Below are 21890 nucleotides of genomic sequence, written 5' to 3'. Positions count from 1 at the left end.
AGTTTGGAATAAGATTATTACGTATGAACACAAGCACTAATAGAAGAACCGTGGGCAAGATTTTGTCATTATTTGCACTGTTTGTAGCAATAGCTTTCACCAGTTGCCGTGAGCGGCGTGATACTGCTGGCGGTTTATTCGGTCCTACCAAGTTTGACGAGGATGATTTTGTAGCGGTACTAAGCAAGAAATATGTCAAGCCCATAGACAGCGCTTCATGGAATAAGGAGAAGCTGCATGAAGACATTGAACAATACCAACAGTATGTGTACCAGGCCAACGATTACTTCCCCCTGTGGCTGGATGAGGATGGCAGTACCAAGTATGTTGACGAGCTGATAAAAGAGCTGGAGAACCTGAGGATGGATGGACTGGATCCGGAACAATACAACCTTTCTTTCCTGAAACAACAACGTACTTATTTCGATAGAACCAAGACACCTAACCTGGATACCGTTGTGGCGTTCGATACTGCGTGTACACACAGTTACCTTGCTGCCTCGCACGACCTGTTGTTTGGTAGGATCTCTGCAAAGAAAGCAGACCCAATATGGTACCATAAGAATGACTCTACCTGGAGACCTGATACTGTGCTGATAAAACAACTGTATCAGCAAGGCAGATACCCGACGCTGGCCAGCTATCGCAGTAAGATCCCGATGTACAATGTGCTGATGGAAACACGCGCGCATTATGATCTGCTGTTGAAGAACCAGGAGTTCCTCAATGCTAAAGCCGGGCTGGTGGCAGATACCGTGCCGGTAGATAGTTATAGCATGTACATCATTCATACAGAGATGCCGTGGTTAGCCAATGCAGAGACCGATTCAGGCAATACACGCAGTGCGCAGATCAAAGCATACCAGAAGTTTTATGCGCTGAAACAAAGCGGTAAGCTGGATAAAGAAACTATGGCAAAGATCAAAGGCGAACCAACGGACGTGTTTGACCATATAGATGTGAACATGGAGCGCCTGCGCTGGTTGCCGCAAAGCTTTGAAGACAGGTATGTGATCGTGAACGTGCCGATGATGGAACTGTTCCTACGTAAAGACGGAGAAGATGTGATGCACATGAACGTTGTTGTTGGTCGTCCTGAACGCAAAACACCATCTATAGGTGCCAACATGGCCAACGTAGTGTTCAATCCATCGTGGGGTGTGCCGCCTACTATATTAAGGAAAGACGTAGCGCCGGGTTTGGCTAAAAGTGGTGCAGCTTACCTGGCTGAACGACGCCTGGTGCCTTACACTAAAAAAGGAAAGCGGGTAAACCCTGCATCGGTGACAGCTGCAAATGCAACAAACTTCATGTTCCGTCAGCCGCCGGGCGATCATAATGCCTTGGGTAATGTGAAATTCAACCTGCCCAACAATTGGGATATATACCTGCATGATACGCCGCATCGCGAAGACTTTGATAAGCCTTACCGTGCTAAAAGCTCGGGCTGCATACGTGTGCAGAAACCACGCGAAATGGCAGAGTACATATTGAGTGTTCTGGAAGGTAAACAGTATGACCAGGAGCGGATATCTGCTGTGATCAGTACGCAGTCTACCAAGTTTGTGAACCTGGAGAAAAAATTAGCCGTACACATTGTTTACCTGACTGTTTTTGACAGCGATAACCAACGTGTACGGTTTGTGAAAGATATTTATGAAAAGGATGCCCAGGTGCTTAGCCAGCTGAGAGGCGATACTGAGCAACCTAAAGAAACGGTAGCTAAGAAGTAAGTTCTTACAGGGTACCGCCATTTGGCACCTGGCATGCCCTGTTCAACCATGTTGAGCTAGACAGGTAGTCCTTTTGCGGAGCATATACGAACAGTACGCTACCGTCTTTGATGGCGCTGATGAACTTAGGGGCCAGCGAGTTAGAAACTGCAGGACAACCCCAGCTACGACCCAGGCGGCCCATACCGGCCACAGCATCATTGCTTACATAGTTGGCACCGTGTATTACCACCGCGCGCGACATAGCAGAATGATTATAACCCTGGTCTACACCACGCAGGCGCAGTGACGTGCCATGCTTACCAACATAAGTACCATCGGTTATATAAAAACCAAGACTACTCTGGTGCGACTGAGCCTGGTTAGAGAACTTCGTCGCATATAGGTCGCCCGAGCCCTGGCCGTGCGCTACGTAATCATTGATCAAAAGCTTTTTAGAAACCAGGTCGATCACCCAAAGTCGATGAGCAGTAGAAGGCTGCGAAAAATCGGCGATACTCAGTATGTTCTTACTCACCTGTCCGGCGCTACGCAGGTTCAAAAAACCGGTATAGGCTTTCTTAAACACGTCGTACGCTAGTTTCTTACCACCAAAATCGATCGCGTTATAAACCGAGGTGATATATTCATCTATAGTTTGAGCTTTATTGGTCGAGGCAGCTGCGGAAGCTACTTTCTTTGCATTATTATCGTCTTCCTTCGCATTAACATTATACGAAAACGCAGTAGTAAAGGCCACAGACATACACAGGATCAGCTTCTTCATAATCGGTTCTGTTTGGTTTGGAATACATCGAAGATACGAAGAAGCGGCAGGGTGGCCAAGGTATAATGCGTTGTTTAACCGTGTTTTAACAGCCCACGGCAAGGTCCTTTATAAAAGCCCGGCTGTGTAAGAATTGCCTCATATGGGATTATTTATATGCATATTGAGCAGGCTTATAGACAGTTTTCGCAAATGCCTTTTTTCCGTACTTTTGGCGGTCTTTTTCAAACGACATTTACTGATTATGAAAGAAGTATATATCATATCGGCTGTTCGTACGCCAATGGGCAGCTGGGGTGGATCACTGAAAGATTTCTCTGCTACTAAGCTTGGTGCTATCGCTATCAAAGGCGCACTGGAAAAAGCCGGTGTCGCTGCCAGCGAAGTAAACGAAGTACTGATGGGCTGCGTACTGCAGGCTAACCTCGGTCAAGCTCCTGCACGCCAGGCTGCTCGTTTCGCAGGTGTTCCTGACAACGTGCCTTGCACTACTATCAACAAAGTATGTGCTAGTGGTATGAAAGCCATCATGCAAGGTGCGCAAGCTATCATGCTGGGCGATGCTGATGTAGTAGTAGCAGGCGGTATGGAGAGCATGAGCAATGTGCCTTTCTATAGCGACACACTGCGTTGGGGTAATAAATACGGTAACGCATCATTTATCGATGGTCTGGCTAAAGACGGTTTGACTGATGTGTACCACAACTACGCTATGGGTAATGCTGCTGAGCTTTGCGCTAAAGAGTGCAACATCAGCCGCGAAGACCAGGATGCATTTGCTATTGAAAGCTACAAACGCAGCCAGGCTGCTGCTACTGCCGGTAAATTCGACAACGAGATCGTTCCTGTTGAAATTCCGCAGAAGAAAGGCGATGCTATCAAATTTGCAAAAGACGAAGAGCCTTGGAACGTGAAGTTCGAGAAGATACCGGAACTGCGTCCTGCATTTGTAAAAGACGGTACAGTAACTGCTGCTAACGCTTCTACTATGAACGATGGCGCTGCTGCACTGGTACTGATGAGCAAAGAAAAAGCAGAAGCACTGGGTGTAAAGCCAATAGCTAAAATAAAAGGCTATGCTGATGCTGAACAAGCACCAGAATGGTTCACTACTACACCTTCTATCGCTGTACCAAAGGCTGTTGAAAAAGCAGGTTTGAAAATGAGCGATATCAATTTCTTCGAACTGAACGAAGCATTCAGCGTAGTAGGTATTGCCAATGCACAGAAAATGGGACTGAAACCAGAGCAAGTGAACGTGAACGGTGGTGCCGTATCTCTGGGTCACCCGCTGGGTGCTAGTGGTGCGCGTATCATCACCACACTGGTGAACGTGCTGCAGCAAAACAACGCTAAATACGGCGCTGCAGGTATCTGCAACGGCGGTGGCGGTGCCAGCGCTGTGGTGATCGAGAAGATGTAATTAGTATTAGAGAGTTATACTGAAGCCGCCATCGTTTGATGGCGGTTTTTTTATGCGTGTAATTGAGTAAATTCAAACACGCTTTCTTATGAATCGTATTCACCTGATCCCAATCGTCATTCTTCTCCTGGCTTTCAACCCATACAGGGCTGTCTGTCAGACATCCTCATCAAAGCCATTTTTTCCCTTTATAGAATATTCGGAATTTGAGGGGTGTGAGGCGATGAAACGTCATGCCCTCCAGGACGATTCAGGCGGCAATCTGAAATATGTCATCATGTGCACTTTGTGCCACTAGACAAGCAACTTGCGTCTGCGATCATTTTACGGGATCAGTATAATATAACAGCAGTAATGGCACCTATGAATTGTTTTGGCGATTTGTACGATCACTTCGGCTGTTATAACGATGTGGTAGAGCAATTAATGCGTCGCCGCCTGATGCGCAATTTTCCCAGGCTTATTGAACACAAGGCAGACAGCCTGCTCAGAAAAATGTCATCAGAGGTCCTTTATGAGGAAGTAAGTCGTCGTCGCCATGAATAAAGAGTAAACAAGCTCATCAATAACCTCCACGCTTATACCATATATTATATAGCATTTTTCTTTTTGTTTTCTTTAACAGCCGGGCTTTAAACTCTTTTAATCCTGCTGCGTCTAATCCTTTATTCGTTACTGTTTCAGCTGCTGCGCTTTAACATACTATATGAAGCAACTGGCACAGTATTCGCAATAGATGAGGTTTATTAATCAACATAGAAAACAAAGAACAAAACAAAACTTAGAAGCTTATGAAACAGTTCATCACAACATTAGCAATAGCAGGTGTAACCTTAGTAGGTGTTACTTCATGTAACACATCGGCTGTAAAAGAAAAGAACGCTGCTCTTGAAGCGCAGCAAAAGACGATCGACTCGATGAAAGTTGAGATGGCTAAAAAACAAGTGATCGACTCGATGAGTGAAGTAGCACGCACACAGTTTGTGGTGCCACAGGTAATACCTTCAGCACAGGTGCAACAATCTGTAGCGCCGCGTAAACACACCGTTGCTAAGAAACGCAGCACACGTTCACGTTCAGTAGCACGTACACGTACTACACACAGCAACGATACATATAACTCAGGTAGCTCTAATGCAGGTAGCAACAACTACCCTGTAGCGCAAACACAAACGCAATCGCAACCTGTGTACACGCCGGTAGAAACGCCAGCGCCAGTACAACAGCCAACTAAGAAAGGCTGGAGTGCAAAAGCTAAAGGTGCCGTAATCGGTGCGGGTGTAGGTGCCATTGGTGGTGCTATCATCAACAAGCAAAACAGGGGTAAAGGTGCGATCATAGGTGGTATCATTGGTGCCGCAGGTGGTCTGGGTACCGGAGCCATTTTGGATAAGAGGAACGGACGATAGTTTACAGGTAGGTCAATAGAGTGAGCGCCCCGCAATTTGCGGGGCGTTTTTTATTGTCCGCTGTCGCTTGTTTGCCGTTCGCGGCGTGCCTTGATATTCTTGTTGCCAAACTTCCAGCTGATGGTTCCCTGCACGCAGCGATGATCATCATAGTCGAACTGGTAGGTGCCGTTGTGCAGGTTGAGGTACTTATCCCATGATGTACGCGTAGGGTCGTTTATCTGCAGGTTAAGCGTTAGCCGCTTGTCGAAGAAGAGCGCTCTGATGCCTCCCCAAAACATGTAGTTGGCATAACCGAGATTAAAGCCATCCTGTTCTTTGGATCCATAATAGAAACCAAGTTCGGCCATCAACGTCTGCGCCTTGTTTAGCTGGAATGTGTTGAATATGTCCACCTCCCACGAAGGCAGGTTGAAATTGTTGGCTGTGTTATAGTAGTCGGATCTGAACGATTTGCGATAGCCACTCAGCGTCACCGTATTCTCCCACCAATCTGTAATGTTGTTGGTGGCATTCAACGAGAGGCCAAACGAAGTTGAGGTTCCTGAATTGGCCCAGGTGTAGAAGTAGGAGTTATTGACAGAGTCCGTTTGTGCTATCCATTGTATCATAGCATCTACCTGTTGCGCATATAGAGTAATGGTATATTGCGACATTAAGGTATATCCTAACTCAACGTTGTGACTGAACGATGGCTGGAGAAACGGGTTGCCACCTTCGTAAGATGTCGGCGTAGTGTAGGTGCGGAAAGGGTTGCGTTGAAAATACTGCGGTCGTTCAATACGCCTGCTGTAGTTTATGTTGAATGCGTTGTCTTCGTTGGGCGTGTAGAGCAGGTAAGCGGTGGGGAATAGTTTTGCATAGTTGTTGGTAACGGTGTCGCCAATAGAAATGCCTCTTGATTGCGTGTATTCACCTCGCAGGCCCAGTTGTCCTTCCCATTTATCCCATTTCTTTTCTGTGCTGAAGTATAGTGCCTGGGTATTCTCTGTATAATCAAACTCATTGCTTTTTTCAGTGTTGCGCACATACACGCCGTCATTGAGGTCGCTAAAAATATTGTCGCTGACGTTGTGAATGCCTGATGCTTTTGCGCCAAAGCTCCACTCAGCAAACGTGGTGGGCAACACGACGTCTGCTTTTAGTTCCATGTAGTTTACATCCAGGTCGGCGGTAGTGAGATTAGTGCCGGGTGCACCTATTCTACCGCCATCGGTCAGGACACTTTGATTGGTAGCTGTGCGATCGCGGTGAGAAGGGCGACCAAAATATTCATAGTCGATGTTCAGTTTTTTACCACTCGTGTCGATCCTCCATTCGTAGTTTACATCCACCACCTGGCGCAAACCTGTTTCTTTTATCTGCGCGCGGGAGCGTTGCAGTGAGTCGATATTGCCCGTATTTAGATTAGTGATGGTCGAGACGTAAGCCTGCCTCGCTATGCGGTCGGTGTGGCCCGTGGTGTACATGATGCCGAGTGTCGATCGATTACCGATGTTGTAATCAGCTCCAAGTTCCAGGCGCGAATAAATAGGATCTGTGATCTGCCAGCTGCTCAAATAGTTTTCCTGGTTGTCGAACTGCGTAGTTGTTTGCTGGTCGAGAGTATTTTGATTTCGTGTAAGGAAGCCATTGGCAAAGACATTCAGCTTGTTCTTCCGGTAGTTGAGCGACAGCGTGGTTCTTGCTCCGCCTCTCACGCGTTGTGTATAGCTCAAACCTACATTGCCATTCAGTCCTTCGTTCTTTCTTTTCTTCGTGACAATGTTGATGAGACCTGTGTTGCCTTCTGCTTCGTATTTAGCCGGTGGGGTAGTGATTACTTCGATCTGCGATATGTTGTCGGCTTTTATGGTGCGCAGAAAAGCTTCCAGTTCATCGCCACCCAGGCGTACCAGTTTGCCGTCTATCATAATGCTCACCGTGCTTTTTCCGGCAAGAGATACAGAGTTGTTAGTAACGCGCACTCCGGGTGCTTTTCTCAACAGCTCGTATGCATCGGAACCAATGGCGGATATCGTATTCTCTACGTTTAACACTGTGCGGTCTGCTTTGCGTTCTATCAGTGGTTTGCGCGAGCTCACGATGACAGCTGCAAGTTCTTTGCCTACCGGTTCTAAAATGATATCCTGTTGTTTGTTGCTAACAGGAGCGAATGCGGGTGCATAGCCCGAAGCAATGATCTTCAAAAGGAGTTGGTTCGTATCGGTTACCGGTATTTTATAGGCGCCATTACTGTCTGCCATGTCCATTTTTACTATGGCGCTATCGGGTAGGTGTTGCAATATCAGGGTAGCAAAAGCAACAGGCTGGTGTTGTTTGTCAACAATTTTGCCAACAATCGTGAGTTGTCCATTGGCCTTTATGAGGCACAAAAAGTGCAGGGTGATAAGTATGAATAAGCGGCTCATAGACAATTAAATATAAGTAAAGCCGTCGATATTCATTCGTCGAATGAAGTTCCCCATTCGTCAAATGGAAACTACGTTTCGACTGAAAACGCCTGTTGTTGCTATAAATGACGTTTTTTGGTATGGATTATGTTCTATATATTTACTCATCCTATAAAGCGTGGTGTATGAAAGAGATGCTTGGTGTGCTGCGAACGCCGATAAGAGGCGTTCATACTTTTTACCATTTCTCACCTGTATACGTAGTTCTATCCCATTACACGCCAGACGTTACTGGCATCAGCTTTGCTATACGAATTCATGAACCAGCGGTGCTTGCACCGTGGTGGTTTTAACGATAAGCGCAAAAGATATGCGCTTCGCCTAAAACAAGACAGCCGCTTTTCAGCGGCTGTTCTTTTTTATATTTCCTTGTTACTACAGTTCTAAAAGTGCTTTTACAGGATCGTGTCCTATCAGCAGCAGCTCCGGATTTTCCAGCAGTTCTTTTACACGCACCAGGAAGCTTACCGACTCACGACCATCGATGATGCGGTGATCGTAGCTGAGTGCGAGGTACATCATAGGGCGTACTTCTACTTTGCCATTTATTGCCATTGGGCGCTCCTGTATCTTGTGCATACCCAGGATAGCGCTCTGTGGTATGTTGATGATCGGTGTAGACATCAGTGAACCGAATACACCACCGTTGGTGATGGTGAAGGTACCGCCTGTCATTTCTTCGATGCTCAGTTTATTCTCGCGTGCTTTCTTAGCCAGGTTGCCAACTTCAGCTTCTATTTGCGCCATGCTCAGGCTCTCTGCATTGCGGATAACAGGTACTACCAGTCCCTTAGGAGCAGATACTGCTATCGAGATATCGCAGTAGTCGTGGTACACGATCTCTTCGCCGTCGATGTAAGCATTCACTGCCGGCCATTCCTGCAGTGCGTAGCAAACTGCTTTGGTGAAGAACGACATGAAACCGAGGTTCACACCATGCGATTCTTTGAAAGTATCCTTGTACTGCTTGCGTATCTCCATGATGCGGGTCATGTCCACCTCGTTGAAGGTAGTGAGCATAGCAGTAGTGTTCTTAGCTTCCACCAGTCTGCGCGATACTGTTTTGCGCAGGTTGCTCATCTTCTCGCGTTTTGCATCGCGGGTAAATGCAGCAGCACCGCCTTTGCGGCCTGGGTTAGCCAGGGCTTCCAGCACATCGGCCTTCAGAATTTTGCCCATAGCGCCAGTGCCTTTCACGTCGCCGGCTTTCACCTGCTTGTCGCTCATGATAGATTTAGCCACCGGTGTAGCTTTTACATCGGCTGCAGGAGCAGCAGCTTTAGGCGCTTCGGCTTTAGGTGCCTCAGCCTTAGCAGCGGGCTTCGCTTCTTCTTTGGCAGGAGCGGGAGCAGCAGCGCCTTCAGGGCGTGCAGCTGTCTCGTCTATCTTGCAGGCAAGATCTCCGATGTTCAATGTATCGCCTTCTTTGGCTACTGTATGGAGTATGCCTGCTTTTTCGGCGTTCAGCTCAAAGGTTGCTTTTTCCGATTCCAGTTCGCAGAGCAGTTCATCCCTTTCCACCCATTCACCATCCTTCTTCAGCCACTTCACTAAGGTTACTTCGCTAATTGATTCGCCAACCGTGGGTACTTTAATTTCTATCATGTAAGGACATTTGCGGGTGGCAAAATTAACGAACGCCTATGGATTATTCAAAAATGCATTCAAACACTTTAAATACCATATACTGGCGTAATTTTATGGTTGTTATATAAGCTATGGATATATTCAACGAGGATATTCAAAAAGTGCTGCTGTCGGCCCTGCTGGGCGCCCTGATAGGCCTGGAACGCGAGTGGAGTGGCAAGGCGGCTGGATTCAGAACCATGATGCTGGTGAGCGTAGGTGGTACTTTATTTACCCTGGTGTCACATCATATGGCATTACTTGACATAAGACATGCAAGTGATGTTACCCGTATCGCGTCCAATATTGTGACCGGCATCGGTTTCATAGGCGCGGGCATCATCTTCCGCAACCAGCAGAGTATACACGGGGTTACCACCGCAGCAGCGGTGTGGACGGCCGGCGCCATAGGAATGAGCGTGGGCATTGGCGATTACCAGGTGGCCGTCGAAACTACAGCCATCGTACTCATCATCCTGGTCATCCTCCACTTCATCGAAAAGCGGTTTGAGAGCAAGTATATGATACGCGATTACGTCATCAGGCAAGAATACACTACAGATGCCGCCCTGCTAAAACCTACCGATTTTTTTGATAAGAATTATAAGATACGCAAGGTGAAGACCGAAAAGAGTGAAGGTATGGTAGTGCTTACCTGGACAGTTAGGGCTACGCAGGAAAAGCACGACCTGGTGGTGGCTCAGCTGGTGCGCGACACAAGAGTAACGCAGTTACATTATTAATTACCCGAAAGGCCCATGCCCAGCCTGCACAGCAGAATGCCGATCACTACGCTGAAGATGGTGTATGCCAGTGCGGCGAGTCCCTGTTCGTTTTTAAAGAGGTTATTATTGTCCAGCGCAAAGGCAGAGAAGGTGGTAAAGCCGCCGCAGAAGCCAGTGCCGAGAAATAGCGCCCATCCGGTTGGTGCGCCTCCCGCAGTTGCCTTCGAGGTGAAACCAAATAGCAGACCAACAAGAAAACAACCGACAAGATTGACTGTAAGTGTAGCTACCGGAAATGTTTTGATAGTGTATTTGTCCATGGCGATGTACATTCCATAGCGCGCCATGCTGCCCAAGCCGCCCCCTAAGGCCACCATCAAAAATTTCCCTAACATTGTGTGAAGATAGTTAAAACACTGTAGTACAAAAGCTATTGCGATTGTTGGCAATGAAACTCTTTACTGTCGCTGGCCTTCATTGGGAGGGTACGTAACATTGTCTTGAGAAAAAAAGGGAGTGCGACCAATATCTCACACATCATTTCATTTCAGAGGGGCGATCAAGTCTCTCGATTGCGCAAAGTGCAAAGAGGAGCTCGTAGCTCCTCTTATGTTTTTTGCAAATTATTCAGGTCATTCTATTATCAGCTGTGTAGCATACAACGCATCATCGACAGCTATTTTTACCAGGTACATACCCTTTGCAGTTTCGGGCAACCGGATATTTTCTTTCGTAGATGCCAGAGACTGACTTAGTATAAGTCTACCTGCAACATCGTATACCTCCAGGTTCGCTGTGGTGAATGTTTTGTTTCCTGTTTCAATAGTAAACGTTCCATTACTTGGGTTCGGATAGATGCGGACACTAGCCGTTAGCTCGTGGTTACGGATATTGGTACTTGTATCATTCGTCAACAACCATAATTCAAAGCCTGTTGTATCGTATCGAGCCTGAAAGAATAACATTGAATCGTACACACAAAGTGCCGGTGGTGGGTTATTTACAGTGTTTGCCGGAGGGGTGGCTGTGGGTGCCACAACCTTTGTACCTGAAATTGAGCCGTCACTGATAAATAGCTGCCTGCCAGCTGTGCCATTTTGAATTGCTTCGAAATACAGATACCCCTTGTATACAATCAAATTCCTCGGATGGCCACCTATAGACCCAGAAAATATATCAGTTACAAGCTGGGTTCCACTAGCGGTGCCATCGGTCACCCATAATTCCCGCCCTTGAGAACCATTGTCTGCATTGAAGTAGAGCTTACCGTTATATTCTTCAAATTCGACTGGTCCGCTTGGTAGCACCCCAGGATTGATATCCTTGACCATCACTGTCCCTTCCGCTGTGCCATCGCTCATCCATAGTTCTGCTCCGTTAATGCCGTCGCTTGCCGAGAAATAAACGTTATTGCTAAACTCGACAAACTCGTTGGTAGTGCCTGATCCCGGAGGATTAATTTGTTTCAGCATCTGTGTGCCAGCGGTCGTCCCATCGGTAACCCACAGTTCGTCTCCAGTTCCCACGCCCTTAGTTGCACGAAAAAATAATTTGCTAAGCGCCTTCGTAAATACGTCAGGAGACACAGGACCGCCAGAATCAACCATCTGTGTCCCAAGCGTAGTGCCATCTGTCGCCCACAATTCTAATCCGGTCAAATCCGTCATTGCGCTGAAATATACTTTGTTATTGTAGGTAATGAATTTAGCTGCATGAGAACTATTAAAACCCGGTCTTATATCAATTAACATTTGCGTTCCGGCCGTAGTGCCGTCAGTTACCCAGATTTCCCTGCCGTATGTTATATCATCAGCAGCAAAATACATTTTACCGTTAAGCACCGCTCCATCAAGTTCGGAAGTCGAATTACCTGTTCCCGGCATTATATCTTTTATCAATTGAGTTCCTGCAACCGTTCCGTCTGATATCCAAGGTTCCATGCCACTGGTTGGAGATGATGCTAGAAATACCAATTTACCAGCCATCTCGTGAAGAGAGGAGGGCGAGCTTCCGTCAGCGCCAGGATTTATTTCCAGCACCTGGGTACCTGCCACAGTGCCATCCGTCACCCATAACTCACTGCCTGTCGCAGGAGTTGTGGCAGTGAAATATAGCTTGTTGCCTACGATGCAAAAGTTATTGGGAGATGATGAATTAGGGCCTGCATTGAGGTCTAAACGTTCAAATCTTAAAGCTGGCTGCCCAATTGCCTGATGGCTCATCAGAGTTAATAGGAATAGTAGTTTCTTCATAACACGCATATGCCTTAAATATAAGGTAATTACACGTGATCCGAAAGAGGCTGGCGGACTCTATCGCAAAATAATAAAGGAGCGTAACCGCTCCTCTTTTATTCGCTCTTATCACTCAGGAGTTATTCTACCCAGTCGCAAATGAACAGGTTGGTATCGTGCGTGCCGCCGTTGTTGCGGTTCGATGAGAAGATGAGTTTCTTACCATCGGGTGAGAACATCGGGAAGGCGTCAAAACCACCGTCGTGCGATATCTTTTGCAGGTTGCTGCCATCTATATTGATGGTGTACATGTTGAACGGGAAACCTCTTTCGTACTCGTGGTTAGACGCAAAGATGATGCGCTTGCCATCGGGCATGAAGTTGGGTGCCCAGTTGGCTTTGCCCAGTTTAGTTACCTGCTGCACGTTGCTGCCGTCGGCATTGGCCACAAACACCTCCATATTGGTAGGGGCAACCATGCCCTGTGCCAGCAGGTCTTTGTATTCTTTTACCTCTGCCTCTGTGGTAGGACGGCTTGCGCGCCAAACTATCTTGCTGCCATCGGGGCTGAACCAGGCACCACCATCGTAACCCAGGTCTTTGGTTATTTGTTTTACGTTCTTACCGTCAATGTCCATTACATACAGTTCCAGGTCGCCACTGCGGGTAGAGGTGAATACGATCTTATCGCCCTTAGGAGAGATCGTTGCTTCAGCATCATAACCGGGATTGTGGGTAAGCTGTTTGGTGATATTGCCTTTCAGATCGGCCACGAAGATGTCGTAGCTATCGTAAATAGGCCATACGTATTTCTTCAGCACCTTCCTGTCTGGCACCGGCGGACAAGTATCTGCACCCAAATGTGTAGATGCGTACAGCACGTGCTTGCCATCAGGCATCATATAAGAACAGGTGGTGCGGCCTTTATGACTCACTTGCTTGTATTCAAATTTATCATCGGCCTTCTTTGGCAGCTTGCCATAAAATATCTGGTCGCAGTTCAGTCCCTCTTTCGGGTTGGTGCGCTGAAAGCTAACGGCTTTGCCATCGAAGCTGAAATAGGCTTCCGCGTTATCGCCGCCAAAAGTGAGCTGCTTTACGTTTTTGAAATGCTTTTCGTCGTTGTATACCAGCTTGTCAGTTTGTGCTGTGGCTTTGGTGCCGAACATAACTGCCAGCGCCAGTGCCACGTAATGGGAAGATAACCGCATGTGAGGTGTGTGATTTTATGGGCGCAAATTAATGCTGCTCGGCGACTTTATTTGTCATGGCATTGTCATGCGATGTTATGTGTGCTGCTGGCTTTTTTATATATTTGGACTCAACTCAATTTCCATTATGAAGAAACTTTACGCATTTGCCATAGCGATGCTGGGCGCAGGTGCAGCTTTTGCACAGATCACACTCACCCAGAGCAGCTACTCGTCGGCGGTAATCGGATCAGACACCTTTGCTGATGCACAATTGCCCGTGCCGCAACTGGCACCGGGTTCTGCAGCACAAGAGTGGGATTTTACCGGTGTTCAATATAGCAACACCCGCTACTATTCAGAACAGCTCCAGGGTACGAACAGCAACCTGCCGGGTGCTAGCTGGTATAGCTCTCGCAACACCAAGATGGGCGCGCTCGATTCGTTGCGACTGAAGACCAACAGGTGGTCTGGCATAACTGCAACCGGTTTCATGCGTATTGGCGAAACTACAGAACGCTATGCTATAGGCCTGGGTCAGTTTGGTGCGCCTTTCATTGCTTCCGACTCGCTGGTGATCCTCGCGCAGGATGCTCCTTATTCTCAACCTTATCCACTCATCAAGTTCCCGGCTACTTATAACAGCAGCTGGCAGTCAACATGGAGCTTGACGGTCAACATGGAGCTGACCTTCCAGGCCCAAAGCCTGACGAGCGCCCCATTCCAGTACAAATCAACCACCGACTATAACTTCAGCGTTCCCGGTTTCGGTAAGGCCTCTGTTATATTGTATGATGGCTCGATGACCGACTTCGTGGATGTATTGCTGGAACGCATTAGTGGTGTTACTACCGATTCGTTCTTCCTGAACGGTTCACCAGCTCCGGCTCCTGTATTAGGTGCCCTGCAACTGACGCAGAACAAAATAACCAACAGCTATTTTGCAGAGCTGTTCCGCCCGCAGGAGATCAACGCACTGGTACTGTACACTTATGGTAACGATGCTACGTACACTAATGTGTCAACAGCCCAGATACATATCCTGCGCATCCCATTCCGTACTTCGGTGCAAAGCGTAAGCGCCGATGGTAAAATGGTATTGTATCCTAACCCGGTTGGTAACAGCAGGGCGATCAATGTGAAGCTGGCATCTACAGCAAATGGTAACTACCGCTATAAGCTGAGCCAGATCACAGGCGCCGTATCTGGCGAGGGTACTGTGCTGGCTAACGGTAGCAACGAGTTGCAGATCAATCTGCCTTCAACGCTGGCTAATGGTGTGTACTGGCTTACCTTGTCGAACGACAAAGGCGAAGTAGCTACAGCTCCTTTCAGGGTTGAACAATAATGACTGAACGACTTACTTTATAGGTGCCGGGATTCGTCCCGGCATTTTTTTTAGAATTCATCCACCCTGAACGCTTCACTGATATTGCAGCGGCGCAGGGCGCATTTGGCGCCGTAGTGGTTTTGCCTGAAGTCGTTGAGCGTGGCAACGCCTGCCTGGTTCTTCAGCTCATCATAATAGCCAGTGTTGGCGTAAGCTATATGGTAAGGATTGCACACGATGATATGGTTGTAGTGCGACAGGTTATCCACGGTACAGGGTTTCAGGCTTTTGAGTTTCAGTCCTAACAATGCGGCTGCATCTGCCGGTTCTATACCATCATTAATATCGCTCACCGCAGACACATAATTGTAACGTGGGTTTTGCTGCTGCAGCTTTTTTGCCATTACAGCAAAGCAGAGCTCTGCATATTTACGGATGTCGTGCGACAGCAGGTCGGTGCTCTTCTCGCTGAAGGCTGATGCAGTAGCGGCTTGTTTCAGTTCAGTGAATGTCAGCGTGATGGTCTCGTCGTTCCTCAGGCGGATCGTGTACTTTCCAGCTGCATTGTCAGTAGAAAAATAACGGAACACATTATTGACCCCAAAGGTGCCGATGGCTGCTTTGATGACCGCTACTGAGGCTGCATTGCCCTCGCCTTGTACCAAGCCTTGCTTGAAGGTGTTGAACAAGGGATTATCGGAGGCTGTCTGTGCAGAGCACCAGGTGGTACCTGCTACCAAACAAAACAGTAACGACAGCCTGCGCATGGGTAGAAAGATTTGTATCTAATATAATCCAAATAACTTCCGGAACCAATATTCGCCCTTTCCGTTCATGATCGATAGCTAGTCAAACCTATTCCTTACAATACAAGTAAGTCTCGCTTTTTCGCGCTGTCGTCAGGAACTCTTCAAACCTGTCGTCGTTAAGGCTTTGGCTGCTCATTACGATATCGAAGGCATCGGGCAGGTGAAAGTGATTGTCGATGACGTACAGGAACCGGAGGCGGAATGCAATAGGTACTGCTGGCAGCAGGTGTTTCCAGTCGTGAAAATCATTAGCTGTCTCCTGGACAGATGTTTCGAATTGGTGGTAGCGTATCATGTGAGTTGGGTTGTTTTCAGTATTCAAATATAGAACGTGCCACGGTACAGTGTGCAATAAGTTGTTAAAATAACATAGTGAAAAAACGGGCATTTCTAACTGGTTGATATGAGTTTATATGGGTTGTTTGGTTATATAACTGCAGCTCGGCCGTTGCATAGTTTTTGCTTATTGATGAGCGAGCATTTGTTGGACCCGAAAAGAATGAGAGATGGCCGTTTTTAAAGTAGTGTTTTTGAAAAATGAAGTGTTAGCCTGTCACGAATTATTGTCTCCCCCGCACGAAGCTGAGAACGTGAAATTTGAGCATGATAAAAATGGGCATCTTATATATGCCATGATCCCTGCCGACTCGGCGAGGGAGGCACATATCAAAGCCATGGAGCTGGTGAAGGACATGCGCCGCAGCGCTCCACGAAACTAGCTTCCACAGCCGATTGTAGCCGTTTTTGTAGAAAATTTTTCCGCAGCTGTGTACTGTGCAATTATTGGCTTGCATCTATCGCCTTGTTTCTGAAAGCTTCTCCCCGAACGGCCGGAGGGGCATATTTTTTAATAGTAAGTAGGGAAAGGAATAGTAAACGAACCAGAATAAAGTGATGTGACGAGTGAGGTAGATGGTGGTTGATTAAGCTCCCCTCAATACGAGGGGAGTATTTTTTTGCCCTTTTGATAATTGGCAAAACAACAGGCGCATTTCCAATGAAATGCGCCTGCTGCCAAACATTTAAAAAACACTCAATAACAGCTCATTAACTAAGCATCATACACATCATCTTGCCTTGTAATGGTGGTGCGGTGCACACGCGTATCAGAAGTGCTGCGGGAACGGCTGCCGCCACCCAGAATCGCACCCAATAACAGAATGAATAACAATGCGCCGCCTACTATCCAAACCCAGGGCTCAGTGTACCACTGCTCTGTGGTGGTTGTTTTTGCGGTTTTTTCTACCGTTACATTGGTAGCGTCTTGCGCAAAACTGTAAACGGACGCCATCATCGTCATAAAAAGAAAGGCCAGTCTATACGTAACTAATTCAATCGACTTTTTCATAACTGTTGAATTTATTTGCCTACAAGTTTTAAAAACTATGCCAGTGCAACGGATTGACAAATAGCCGCTTGTACAATATTGGCAAGCTTTCAGGCACGGCTGTTTTAGTATTTACTGTACCGGTAGCGGCCGTAACCAAAGCCGGTTATTTTTTCACCAGTTAAATCTCTCGCTATGAATCGTTCAAATTCCCTGGACGGCAAATCGTTTACATTGTCTAAAGCCATCGAAGTAAAGAATCACTTCCAGTACCTTGTTGGTAACAACTACTGCGGCGTTGGTAATATAGTGGCCTTGTTTGTTTGTCCTTCCGAAAGACGCGAAGAACTCATCAATGAGTACAAGAATCACAAGATCGCCAAACTGAATGGCGGCATCTTTACCAGCAAAGGCGCCCGTCGCGAAGAAGAGTATGAAGTGATCATCATGGCGAGGGTAAGCCACCCGGCTATGACCTCCAAATTTGAGATTTTTAAAGACATACGCACCTACGCGGTCGAAAGGCAGATACACTACCGGTTCTGATGGCTGTGACATGAGCTTTGTGAAGAGAGTTGCAGCCGCCAATGCAACTTTTTTTATTTTTAGCTCATCGGTATGGAACAGTATGTTGCTTTCTTAAGAGCTATCAATGTAAGCGGGCACAGGCTCATCAAGATGGAAGACCTGCGTCGGATACTGGGCGAGATGCCCGGGGTTGCCAACGTACGCACTTATATACAAAGCGGCAACGTGCTGCTGGAAGCCAAAGAGAAAGATGAAGCAAAGCTCACGGCTAAGATCGAGAAACAACTTGTCAAAGAACTTGGTTTCGAGGTGGAGGTGTTTTTGAGAACTAAGGCTGAGCTGGAAGAGATACTCAGCAATAACCCGTTCAAAAAAGCAGCGCTCGGCAAAGACCTCGCATTATATATTACCTTCCTTACCAAAGCTCCCGATGCGGAGCAGCGAAAGACGTTCGAGTCTCAGAGTAACGAGATAGATAGTTTTAAGATCGCCGGCCGCGATGTATATGCCCTTGTGGTGAAGGACGGATCGAAATCGCTGTTCAGCAATATGTTTGTAGAGCGCAAACTGAAACAGTTGGCCACGGGTCGCAACCAGACCACGCTCCATAAGATCCTCGCAATGTTTGATAAATAAGTTTAGGCTGCTGCCACATGCCTGGCCTGGCCCAGGCTGTCGTACACCTGCGCTTTCAGCACATTGAAATCGTGCACGTCGCAGTCGTCGCTGCTGGAAGGTATTTGCTTGTAGGTGTCTTGCAGCGAACGTATCAGCTGGCTGCAGTATTGCGGACTGGCAGAACGCTGGCGGTTGAGCTCGTTTATCGCATTCAGGACAATGAGTCTTAAACCTATCAGGTAGGGTTCGCGTTGAAAATCGAGCTTTTCGAGATCTTCCATCAAGCGGTTGATATTCATAACATTCGTTCTGATCCTCAAGTTCATGCAAAAACTGTTCCATACAAATGATAGGGTTTGAAGGTGATAGGTTAAGAGGGAAAGGGTTATAGGTTATAGTGGTTTTGTTAGCCTTGTATGGTGTACTCTATATATTTATTGGTCTTGTCGATCTTTGGTTTCACCAATCCTCTCCAGCTGTTTTTGTTTTTGCCGGTAGGGCTGCAATCCGGGTCGTAGCCGTAATCCATTCTTAGTACACGATGGTTAGTTTTTTCCTTCAGGCGGCGATACAGGTTCTTGGCCGGCATCTTCCATCCGTTGGGTTTGGTGATGTTGCTGTCGGTCTTGTCTACCGGTATCATAGCCACCAGCTCAGGGTGTTCCATCGCCTCCAGCGCTTTTACCAGTGTAGCATTGTGGCTGCCGTGGTGACCTACTTTATATAATACTGTGTTTTGAAGCAGCTGGTAGGTATTAAAGTGCGGCGCATCAGCCCATTTTATATGCTCCCACGATACCCAGTTACCCGTTTGCGCATCGGCAGCAAACAACAATACTTTACCTGAACGCACCAGCTCGAAGGCCAGCACCAGGCTGCTGTTGTTGGTGTACGAGTCGAGGTAGATGCCGAGGCGTGCAGCAGAGCCCAGCCAGTCGTCGTCTATCTTTCTCCATTTGCTATCGCGGTGGTCGTAGGCGGCCAGTATCTCGGGATCGATTTCAGAACGTTTCTTTTTAAAGGTTTGATTGAAGGGGAACTGGTCTTCAGCCCTGTTAAAGGTTCCTTCGTTTTGGTTGTCGAGTGCCGAGAGCATGCGGCTGGCATTGCCATTAGCCAGCGCCAGGTGCGGATCGTAGCTCTGTGTTTTATCGGGGTCTTTGCTGAAGAGCTGGTCGCGGCGGCGGGGTGGGCCGAGTACATACACCTTCACCGACTCTTCGTCTATACCGGGCAGGCTTTTTATCTGGCCGGGACTCAGGTATTCGGGTTTCTTCTTGCCTACCTTCTTCAATACTTCTATACCGCGCGCGGGTACACCCGGCGAATCGTCCACACTGTAGAAGCCCAGCATGTCGTGCAGGCGGTTGGCATGTTCGGTCTTGTTGAGCGCGTGCAGTTTCAGACCAATGGCCTGTACTTTGTCGGTCAGCTTCTTTTCATCCCTGCGTATCTGCCTTGCAAAAGCATCGCGTGGGTCGTCGAGCCACGACAGCCACACTTGCGATACGGAATCCTGGAAATGCTCTTCGCAGTGGCAGAAGCCTGACATATGATCGTTGTGCTGGTGTGTGCCGATAACCACATCGAGGTGTCCGTTTACTTCTGATTTAATATAGGTAACGATCTCCTCGAGACGGTCTTTGGAGCTCTGGCTGTTGCGGAATGTGCCGCAATCTATCAGCACATTGCTTTTGTTCTTTTTATCGTTGAAGGTGAGCAGGAAGCAATCGCCCAGTTCGCCCACCTGGAACATTTTTACGGTTACATCTACTGATTTTGCCATGGTAGTTGTTTTTGGGTTGGTTTAGTGAAAATGAAGGTGAGCAAAGTTGATATCGCCACAGCCGTCCTCATCATACAACGATTTGCTGAGCGCGGTGTAAGAGGCCGTCTTACCAAGCTGGTAATCCATCTGCTGCTGGAACCTGTATTCGCTATTCACGTTCTTGCAGATCACGTACTCTACATCGCAGTCTTGCGACATGTTGAGCAGTATGGTGCAACCACCGCGGAACGTAAGTCCTTCAAGTGCGTCTTGTTTGAAGTGCATGGTTTGCGTGAGGGTGATGAGTACCTGGTCGTTGATCTTGCCATCGCGGCCTACGCGGAATACTGGTCGTACTCTATGCACTTCCAGTTCTGGTACACGACCGGTCGAAACAGCTTGTCCATCGTATTGGAAGGTGAGCACCTTGTCGGTGAGACCCAGTTGTGCCAGCAGGCTAGACCAGGCACCGGGCTTGCCGCGCCGTTTGCCCATCAGCAACCCGTGCAGTTTTGCCTGCACCTTCAGCGATTGGTCGTGTATCTTCTTCCTGTTGTTGGCGCTTGCGTAAGAGTTGTCCACTATATCGCGGATGTCCTGGCGCAATTCGTCTGCTATAAATTTCCATGACCTTCTGTCCTGGTCGGTCATCGTTACGGGCTTAGACCATTGCAGGCTATCAACCGATAGTGTGTTCACTCTTTCAGGATAAATACCCCAACTCCTGAATGCTTCTATCAAGGCTACTTTGTATCCTTTCACATCTTTGTTAGAGCTGTCGAGATCAGCAGTGATAAGCGCGCGCAGGAAATCGCCAAACGTAATATCGTGCGGCGGACAGTAGTCGAGCGCGCGGATACATACATGCAACAATCTTTCTGCGAGCTCGCATGCCTCTTGTGCCAGGCGTTTCACCAGGTCGGGGTGAATGGCGCCGGCCTGCAATACGCCGCTGCCGTTGGTAGCAATACGCAGCAGGTCTGCCGTAGTATTGTTATACAGTCTTATAAAGGCGTCGAAAACGGCGGCGACCAATATGGCGCCGCGGTCGTGTGGTTCGTATATAGTGCGGTAGTCTTCGGGGTTGGGTTTGTAGCGTTGCCATTTGCCATTCTCGATCTTGCCGATGGCGCCGCGTAGTGCGCCGCGGTTGCCGTCCAGCGCATTGCCAAACTGTGTGGCCAGTTCGCCCAGGAAGCTGAACTCTTCAAGGTTGCCGCGTGTTTGTGCTATCTGGTGCTCTACGAGCTGCGGAATGGTGAACCGTTGCAGCAGCGCAACGATATCGGCGAAGCCTTCGTGGAAGGCAGGGACATCTGGATTGGTATTCTCGATAAAGCGCGGGTGGATGCTATCGAGAATGGCGTGCGTCATTTCGTGCGCAATGATGTCGGGCGATAGTGCTGTAAAGATGACACCACCGGGGAAGTTGATGCCGCCCACATTTTGTGCTGCTTCGAAGTAGCCAAAGAGCACTGCCTTCTTTTCAGGATCGTAGTAGGCATTGGCATCGCGCAGTGCGTGCGGGTGGATGCGCAGTTTGTCTACGTATTCCCACACGTACTCCCATGCTTCGCCTTTTTGCTGTTTGAAATACTGGCGTGGCGGCCAGATGATCTTCCGTCCCAGCGAATGCTCGAAGTGCTCCAGTGTCTTCATGGCAATGGTGTACACAAATTGCTGGTGAAACTTCGGGTTGCCCTCGCTGGGTGTGAGGCCACTCTGCCTGAGTACGTCGGGCGCGTCGAGGTGCACGGGGTCGTAAAAGCAGTTGCTGGCCGGGTCAAAGTCTATTACCTCAAAATAGTCGCCTATGGGGCCTTTTTTGAGGTTGTCTTCCCAGCGCACCTGGTAAGTAATTTCATTGATGCCTTCGGTATCCAGCCGTGTAGAGAAGGTGGGGTCAAGCGAATAGCCCCGCAGCTGGCGGTAAGGTTGTTTCATGTAGCGT

The 21890-nt window shown here is 48.0% G+C and carries 21 protein-coding genes; 9 read left to right on the top strand and 12 right to left on the bottom strand.

What is annotated here, in order from left to right; all coding sequences use genetic code 11:
* Positions 1–23 precede the first annotated feature (23 nt).
* Positions 24–1733 carry a L,D-transpeptidase family protein gene (locus P2W83_RS18355; protein ID WP_276135238.1) on the top strand — a complete coding sequence of 570 codons (1710 nt, stop codon included), beginning with the start codon at positions 24–26 and terminating at the stop codon, positions 1731–1733.
* 4 nt (positions 1734–1737) lie between these two features.
* Here the strand turns inward: P2W83_RS18355 and P2W83_RS18350 are convergent, their stop codons facing one another.
* Complete coding sequence (locus P2W83_RS18350) at positions 1738–2499, bottom strand: murein L,D-transpeptidase catalytic domain family protein (RefSeq protein WP_276135237.1); 762 nt, start codon at positions 2497–2499, stop codon at positions 1738–1740.
* A 244-nt stretch (positions 2500–2743) separates the two neighbouring features.
* On the opposite strand from P2W83_RS18350, the gene P2W83_RS18345 reads away from it, so the two are divergent.
* The 3 genes from P2W83_RS18345 (at position 2744) to P2W83_RS18335 (ending at position 5331) form a co-directional block, all read left to right on the top strand.
* A complete protein-coding gene (locus P2W83_RS18345) occupies positions 2744–3922 on the top strand; it encodes an acetyl-CoA C-acyltransferase (RefSeq protein WP_276135236.1) in 1179 nt (392 codons plus the stop codon).
* 354 nt (positions 3923–4276) lie between these two features.
* Entirely contained in the window at positions 4277–4468 is a 192-nt protein-coding gene (locus P2W83_RS18340) for a hypothetical protein (protein ID WP_276135235.1), read from the top strand.
* Positions 4469–4713: 245 nt separating this feature from the next.
* Complete coding sequence (locus P2W83_RS18335; RefSeq protein WP_276135234.1) at positions 4714–5331, top strand: hypothetical protein; 618 nt, start codon at positions 4714–4716, stop codon at positions 5329–5331.
* A 50-nt stretch (positions 5332–5381) separates the two neighbouring features.
* Here the strand turns inward: P2W83_RS18335 and P2W83_RS18330 are convergent, their stop codons facing one another.
* Both P2W83_RS18330 and odhB read right to left on the bottom strand, forming a co-directional pair.
* The gene (locus P2W83_RS18330; protein WP_276135233.1) at positions 5382–7742 is read right to left on the bottom strand and encodes a TonB-dependent receptor; all 2361 of its coding nucleotides are present in this window, start codon (positions 7740–7742) and stop codon (positions 5382–5384) included.
* Between the two features lie 417 nt (positions 7743–8159).
* The gene (odhB, locus tag P2W83_RS18325; protein ID WP_276135232.1) at positions 8160–9389 is read right to left on the bottom strand and encodes a 2-oxoglutarate dehydrogenase complex dihydrolipoyllysine-residue succinyltransferase; all 1230 of its coding nucleotides are present in this window, start codon (positions 9387–9389) and stop codon (positions 8160–8162) included.
* 113 nt (positions 9390–9502) lie between these two features.
* Here odhB and P2W83_RS18320 point away from each other — a divergent pair, with 113 nt between their 5' ends.
* Entirely contained in the window at positions 9503–10153 is a 651-nt protein-coding gene (locus P2W83_RS18320) for an MgtC/SapB family protein (protein ID WP_276135231.1), read from the top strand.
* Here the strand turns inward: P2W83_RS18320 and crcB are convergent.
* From crcB to P2W83_RS18305, 3 genes are all read right to left on the bottom strand, one after another.
* A complete protein-coding gene (crcB, locus tag P2W83_RS18315) occupies positions 10150–10530 on the bottom strand; it encodes a fluoride efflux transporter CrcB (RefSeq protein ID WP_276135230.1) in 381 nt (126 codons plus the stop codon). The two genes, P2W83_RS18320 and crcB, sit on opposite strands and share 4 nt — an antisense overlap.
* A gap of 237 nt (positions 10531–10767) precedes the next feature.
* The gene (locus P2W83_RS18310; protein ID WP_276135229.1) at positions 10768–12387 is read right to left on the bottom strand and encodes an ELWxxDGT repeat protein; all 1620 of its coding nucleotides are present in this window, start codon (positions 12385–12387) and stop codon (positions 10768–10770) included.
* Between the two features lie 122 nt (positions 12388–12509).
* Positions 12510–13580, bottom strand: coding sequence for a TolB family protein (locus tag P2W83_RS18305; RefSeq protein ID WP_276135228.1), 1071 nt, complete (start codon positions 13578–13580; stop codon positions 12510–12512).
* A gap of 127 nt (positions 13581–13707) precedes the next feature.
* Between P2W83_RS18305 and P2W83_RS18300 the strand changes: the two genes are divergently transcribed.
* Positions 13708–14907 (top strand): T9SS type A sorting domain-containing protein, encoded by a 1200-nt coding sequence (locus P2W83_RS18300; protein ID WP_276135227.1) that lies wholly within the window; start codon positions 13708–13710, stop codon positions 14905–14907.
* A gap of 50 nt (positions 14908–14957) precedes the next feature.
* Here P2W83_RS18300 and P2W83_RS18295 read toward each other — a convergent pair whose 3' ends face one another.
* Together P2W83_RS18295 and P2W83_RS18290 are read right to left on the bottom strand one after the other, a co-directional pair.
* Positions 14958–15656 carry a hypothetical protein gene (locus P2W83_RS18295; protein ID WP_276135226.1) on the bottom strand — a complete coding sequence of 233 codons (699 nt, stop codon included), beginning with the start codon at positions 15654–15656 and terminating at the stop codon, positions 14958–14960.
* An 88-nt stretch (positions 15657–15744) separates the two neighbouring features.
* Positions 15745–15993 (bottom strand): hypothetical protein, encoded by a 249-nt coding sequence (locus tag P2W83_RS18290; protein ID WP_276135225.1) that lies wholly within the window; start codon positions 15991–15993, stop codon positions 15745–15747.
* Between the two features lie 211 nt (positions 15994–16204).
* On the opposite strand from P2W83_RS18290, the gene P2W83_RS18285 reads away from it, so the two are divergent.
* Complete coding sequence (locus tag P2W83_RS18285) at positions 16205–16417, top strand: hypothetical protein (RefSeq protein WP_276135224.1); 213 nt, start codon at positions 16205–16207, stop codon at positions 16415–16417.
* 332 nt (positions 16418–16749) lie between these two features.
* Here the strand turns inward: P2W83_RS18285 and P2W83_RS18280 are convergent, their stop codons facing one another.
* On the bottom strand, positions 16750–17046 hold the full coding sequence (locus P2W83_RS18280) for a hypothetical protein (RefSeq protein ID WP_276135223.1): 297 nt from the start codon (positions 17044–17046) through the stop codon (positions 16750–16752).
* A gap of 174 nt (positions 17047–17220) precedes the next feature.
* Between P2W83_RS18280 and P2W83_RS18275 the strand changes: the two genes are divergently transcribed.
* Both P2W83_RS18275 and P2W83_RS18270 read left to right on the top strand, forming a co-directional pair.
* Positions 17221–17571: a hypothetical protein gene (locus P2W83_RS18275; RefSeq protein ID WP_276135222.1), complete on the top strand. Its 351-nt coding sequence runs from the start codon at positions 17221–17223 to the stop codon at positions 17569–17571.
* A 72-nt stretch (positions 17572–17643) separates the two neighbouring features.
* The gene (locus P2W83_RS18270) at positions 17644–18189 is read left to right on the top strand and encodes a DUF1697 domain-containing protein (protein ID WP_276135221.1); all 546 of its coding nucleotides are present in this window, start codon (positions 17644–17646) and stop codon (positions 18187–18189) included.
* A gap of 2 nt (positions 18190–18191) precedes the next feature.
* Here P2W83_RS18270 and P2W83_RS18265 read toward each other — a convergent pair whose 3' ends face one another.
* From P2W83_RS18265 to P2W83_RS18255, 3 genes are all read right to left on the bottom strand, one after another.
* Entirely contained in the window at positions 18192–18497 is a 306-nt protein-coding gene (locus P2W83_RS18265) for a hypothetical protein (RefSeq protein WP_276135220.1), read from the bottom strand.
* A gap of 80 nt (positions 18498–18577) precedes the next feature.
* Entirely contained in the window at positions 18578–19957 is a 1380-nt protein-coding gene (locus P2W83_RS18260) for a ComEC/Rec2 family competence protein (protein WP_276135219.1), read from the bottom strand.
* Positions 19958–19978: 21 nt separating this feature from the next.
* A complete protein-coding gene (locus tag P2W83_RS18255; RefSeq protein WP_276135218.1) occupies positions 19979–21883 on the bottom strand; it encodes a gluzincin family metallopeptidase in 1905 nt (634 codons plus the stop codon).
* Positions 21884–21890: the final 7 nt, after the last annotated feature.

This window comes from Polluticoccus soli, from assembly GCF_029269745.1.
GTDB classification, from domain to species: domain Bacteria; phylum Bacteroidota; class Bacteroidia; order Chitinophagales; family Chitinophagaceae; genus Polluticoccus; species Polluticoccus soli.
Note: the sequence above shows the minus strand (reverse complement) of the source record. Positions and strands in the feature narration are given on the sequence as shown.

Excerpts from the sequence above, each read along its gene's own strand:
- P2W83_RS18355 (WP_276135238.1), top strand. The coding sequence starts at position 24 with ATGAACACAAGCACTAATAGAAGAACCGTGGGCAAGATTTTGTCATTA.
- P2W83_RS18350 (WP_276135237.1), bottom strand. The coding sequence starts at position 2,499 with ATGAAGAAGCTGATCCTGTGTATGTCTGTGGCCTTTACTACTGCGTTT.
- P2W83_RS18345 (WP_276135236.1), top strand. The coding sequence starts at position 2,744 with ATGAAAGAAGTATATATCATATCGGCTGTTCGTACGCCAATGGGCAGC.
- P2W83_RS18340 (WP_276135235.1), top strand. The coding sequence starts at position 4,277 with ATGGCACCTATGAATTGTTTTGGCGATTTGTACGATCACTTCGGCTGT.
- P2W83_RS18335 (WP_276135234.1), top strand. The coding sequence starts at position 4,714 with ATGAAACAGTTCATCACAACATTAGCAATAGCAGGTGTAACCTTAGTA.
- P2W83_RS18330 (WP_276135233.1), bottom strand. The coding sequence starts at position 7,742 with ATGAGCCGCTTATTCATACTTATCACCCTGCACTTTTTGTGCCTCATA.
- odhB (WP_276135232.1), bottom strand. The coding sequence starts at position 9,389 with ATGATAGAAATTAAAGTACCCACGGTTGGCGAATCAATTAGCGAAGTA.
- P2W83_RS18320 (WP_276135231.1), top strand. The coding sequence starts at position 9,503 with ATGGATATATTCAACGAGGATATTCAAAAAGTGCTGCTGTCGGCCCTG.
- crcB (WP_276135230.1), bottom strand. The coding sequence starts at position 10,530 with ATGTTAGGGAAATTTTTGATGGTGGCCTTAGGGGGCGGCTTGGGCAGC.
- P2W83_RS18310 (WP_276135229.1), bottom strand. The coding sequence starts at position 12,387 with ATGAAGAAACTACTATTCCTATTAACTCTGATGAGCCATCAGGCAATT.
- P2W83_RS18305 (WP_276135228.1), bottom strand. The coding sequence starts at position 13,580 with ATGCGGTTATCTTCCCATTACGTGGCACTGGCGCTGGCAGTTATGTTC.
- P2W83_RS18300 (WP_276135227.1), top strand. The coding sequence starts at position 13,708 with ATGAAGAAACTTTACGCATTTGCCATAGCGATGCTGGGCGCAGGTGCA.
- P2W83_RS18295 (WP_276135226.1), bottom strand. The coding sequence starts at position 15,656 with ATGCGCAGGCTGTCGTTACTGTTTTGTTTGGTAGCAGGTACCACCTGG.
- P2W83_RS18290 (WP_276135225.1), bottom strand. The coding sequence starts at position 15,993 with ATGATACGCTACCACCAATTCGAAACATCTGTCCAGGAGACAGCTAAT.
- P2W83_RS18285 (WP_276135224.1), top strand. The coding sequence starts at position 16,205 with ATGGCCGTTTTTAAAGTAGTGTTTTTGAAAAATGAAGTGTTAGCCTGT.
- P2W83_RS18280 (WP_276135223.1), bottom strand. The coding sequence starts at position 17,046 with ATGAAAAAGTCGATTGAATTAGTTACGTATAGACTGGCCTTTCTTTTT.
- P2W83_RS18275 (WP_276135222.1), top strand. The coding sequence starts at position 17,221 with ATGAATCGTTCAAATTCCCTGGACGGCAAATCGTTTACATTGTCTAAA.
- P2W83_RS18270 (WP_276135221.1), top strand. The coding sequence starts at position 17,644 with ATGGAACAGTATGTTGCTTTCTTAAGAGCTATCAATGTAAGCGGGCAC.
- P2W83_RS18265 (WP_276135220.1), bottom strand. The coding sequence starts at position 18,497 with ATGAACTTGAGGATCAGAACGAATGTTATGAATATCAACCGCTTGATG.
- P2W83_RS18260 (WP_276135219.1), bottom strand. The coding sequence starts at position 19,957 with ATGGCAAAATCAGTAGATGTAACCGTAAAAATGTTCCAGGTGGGCGAA.
- P2W83_RS18255 (WP_276135218.1), bottom strand. The coding sequence starts at position 21,883 with ATGAAACAACCTTACCGCCAGCTGCGGGGCTATTCGCTTGACCCCACC.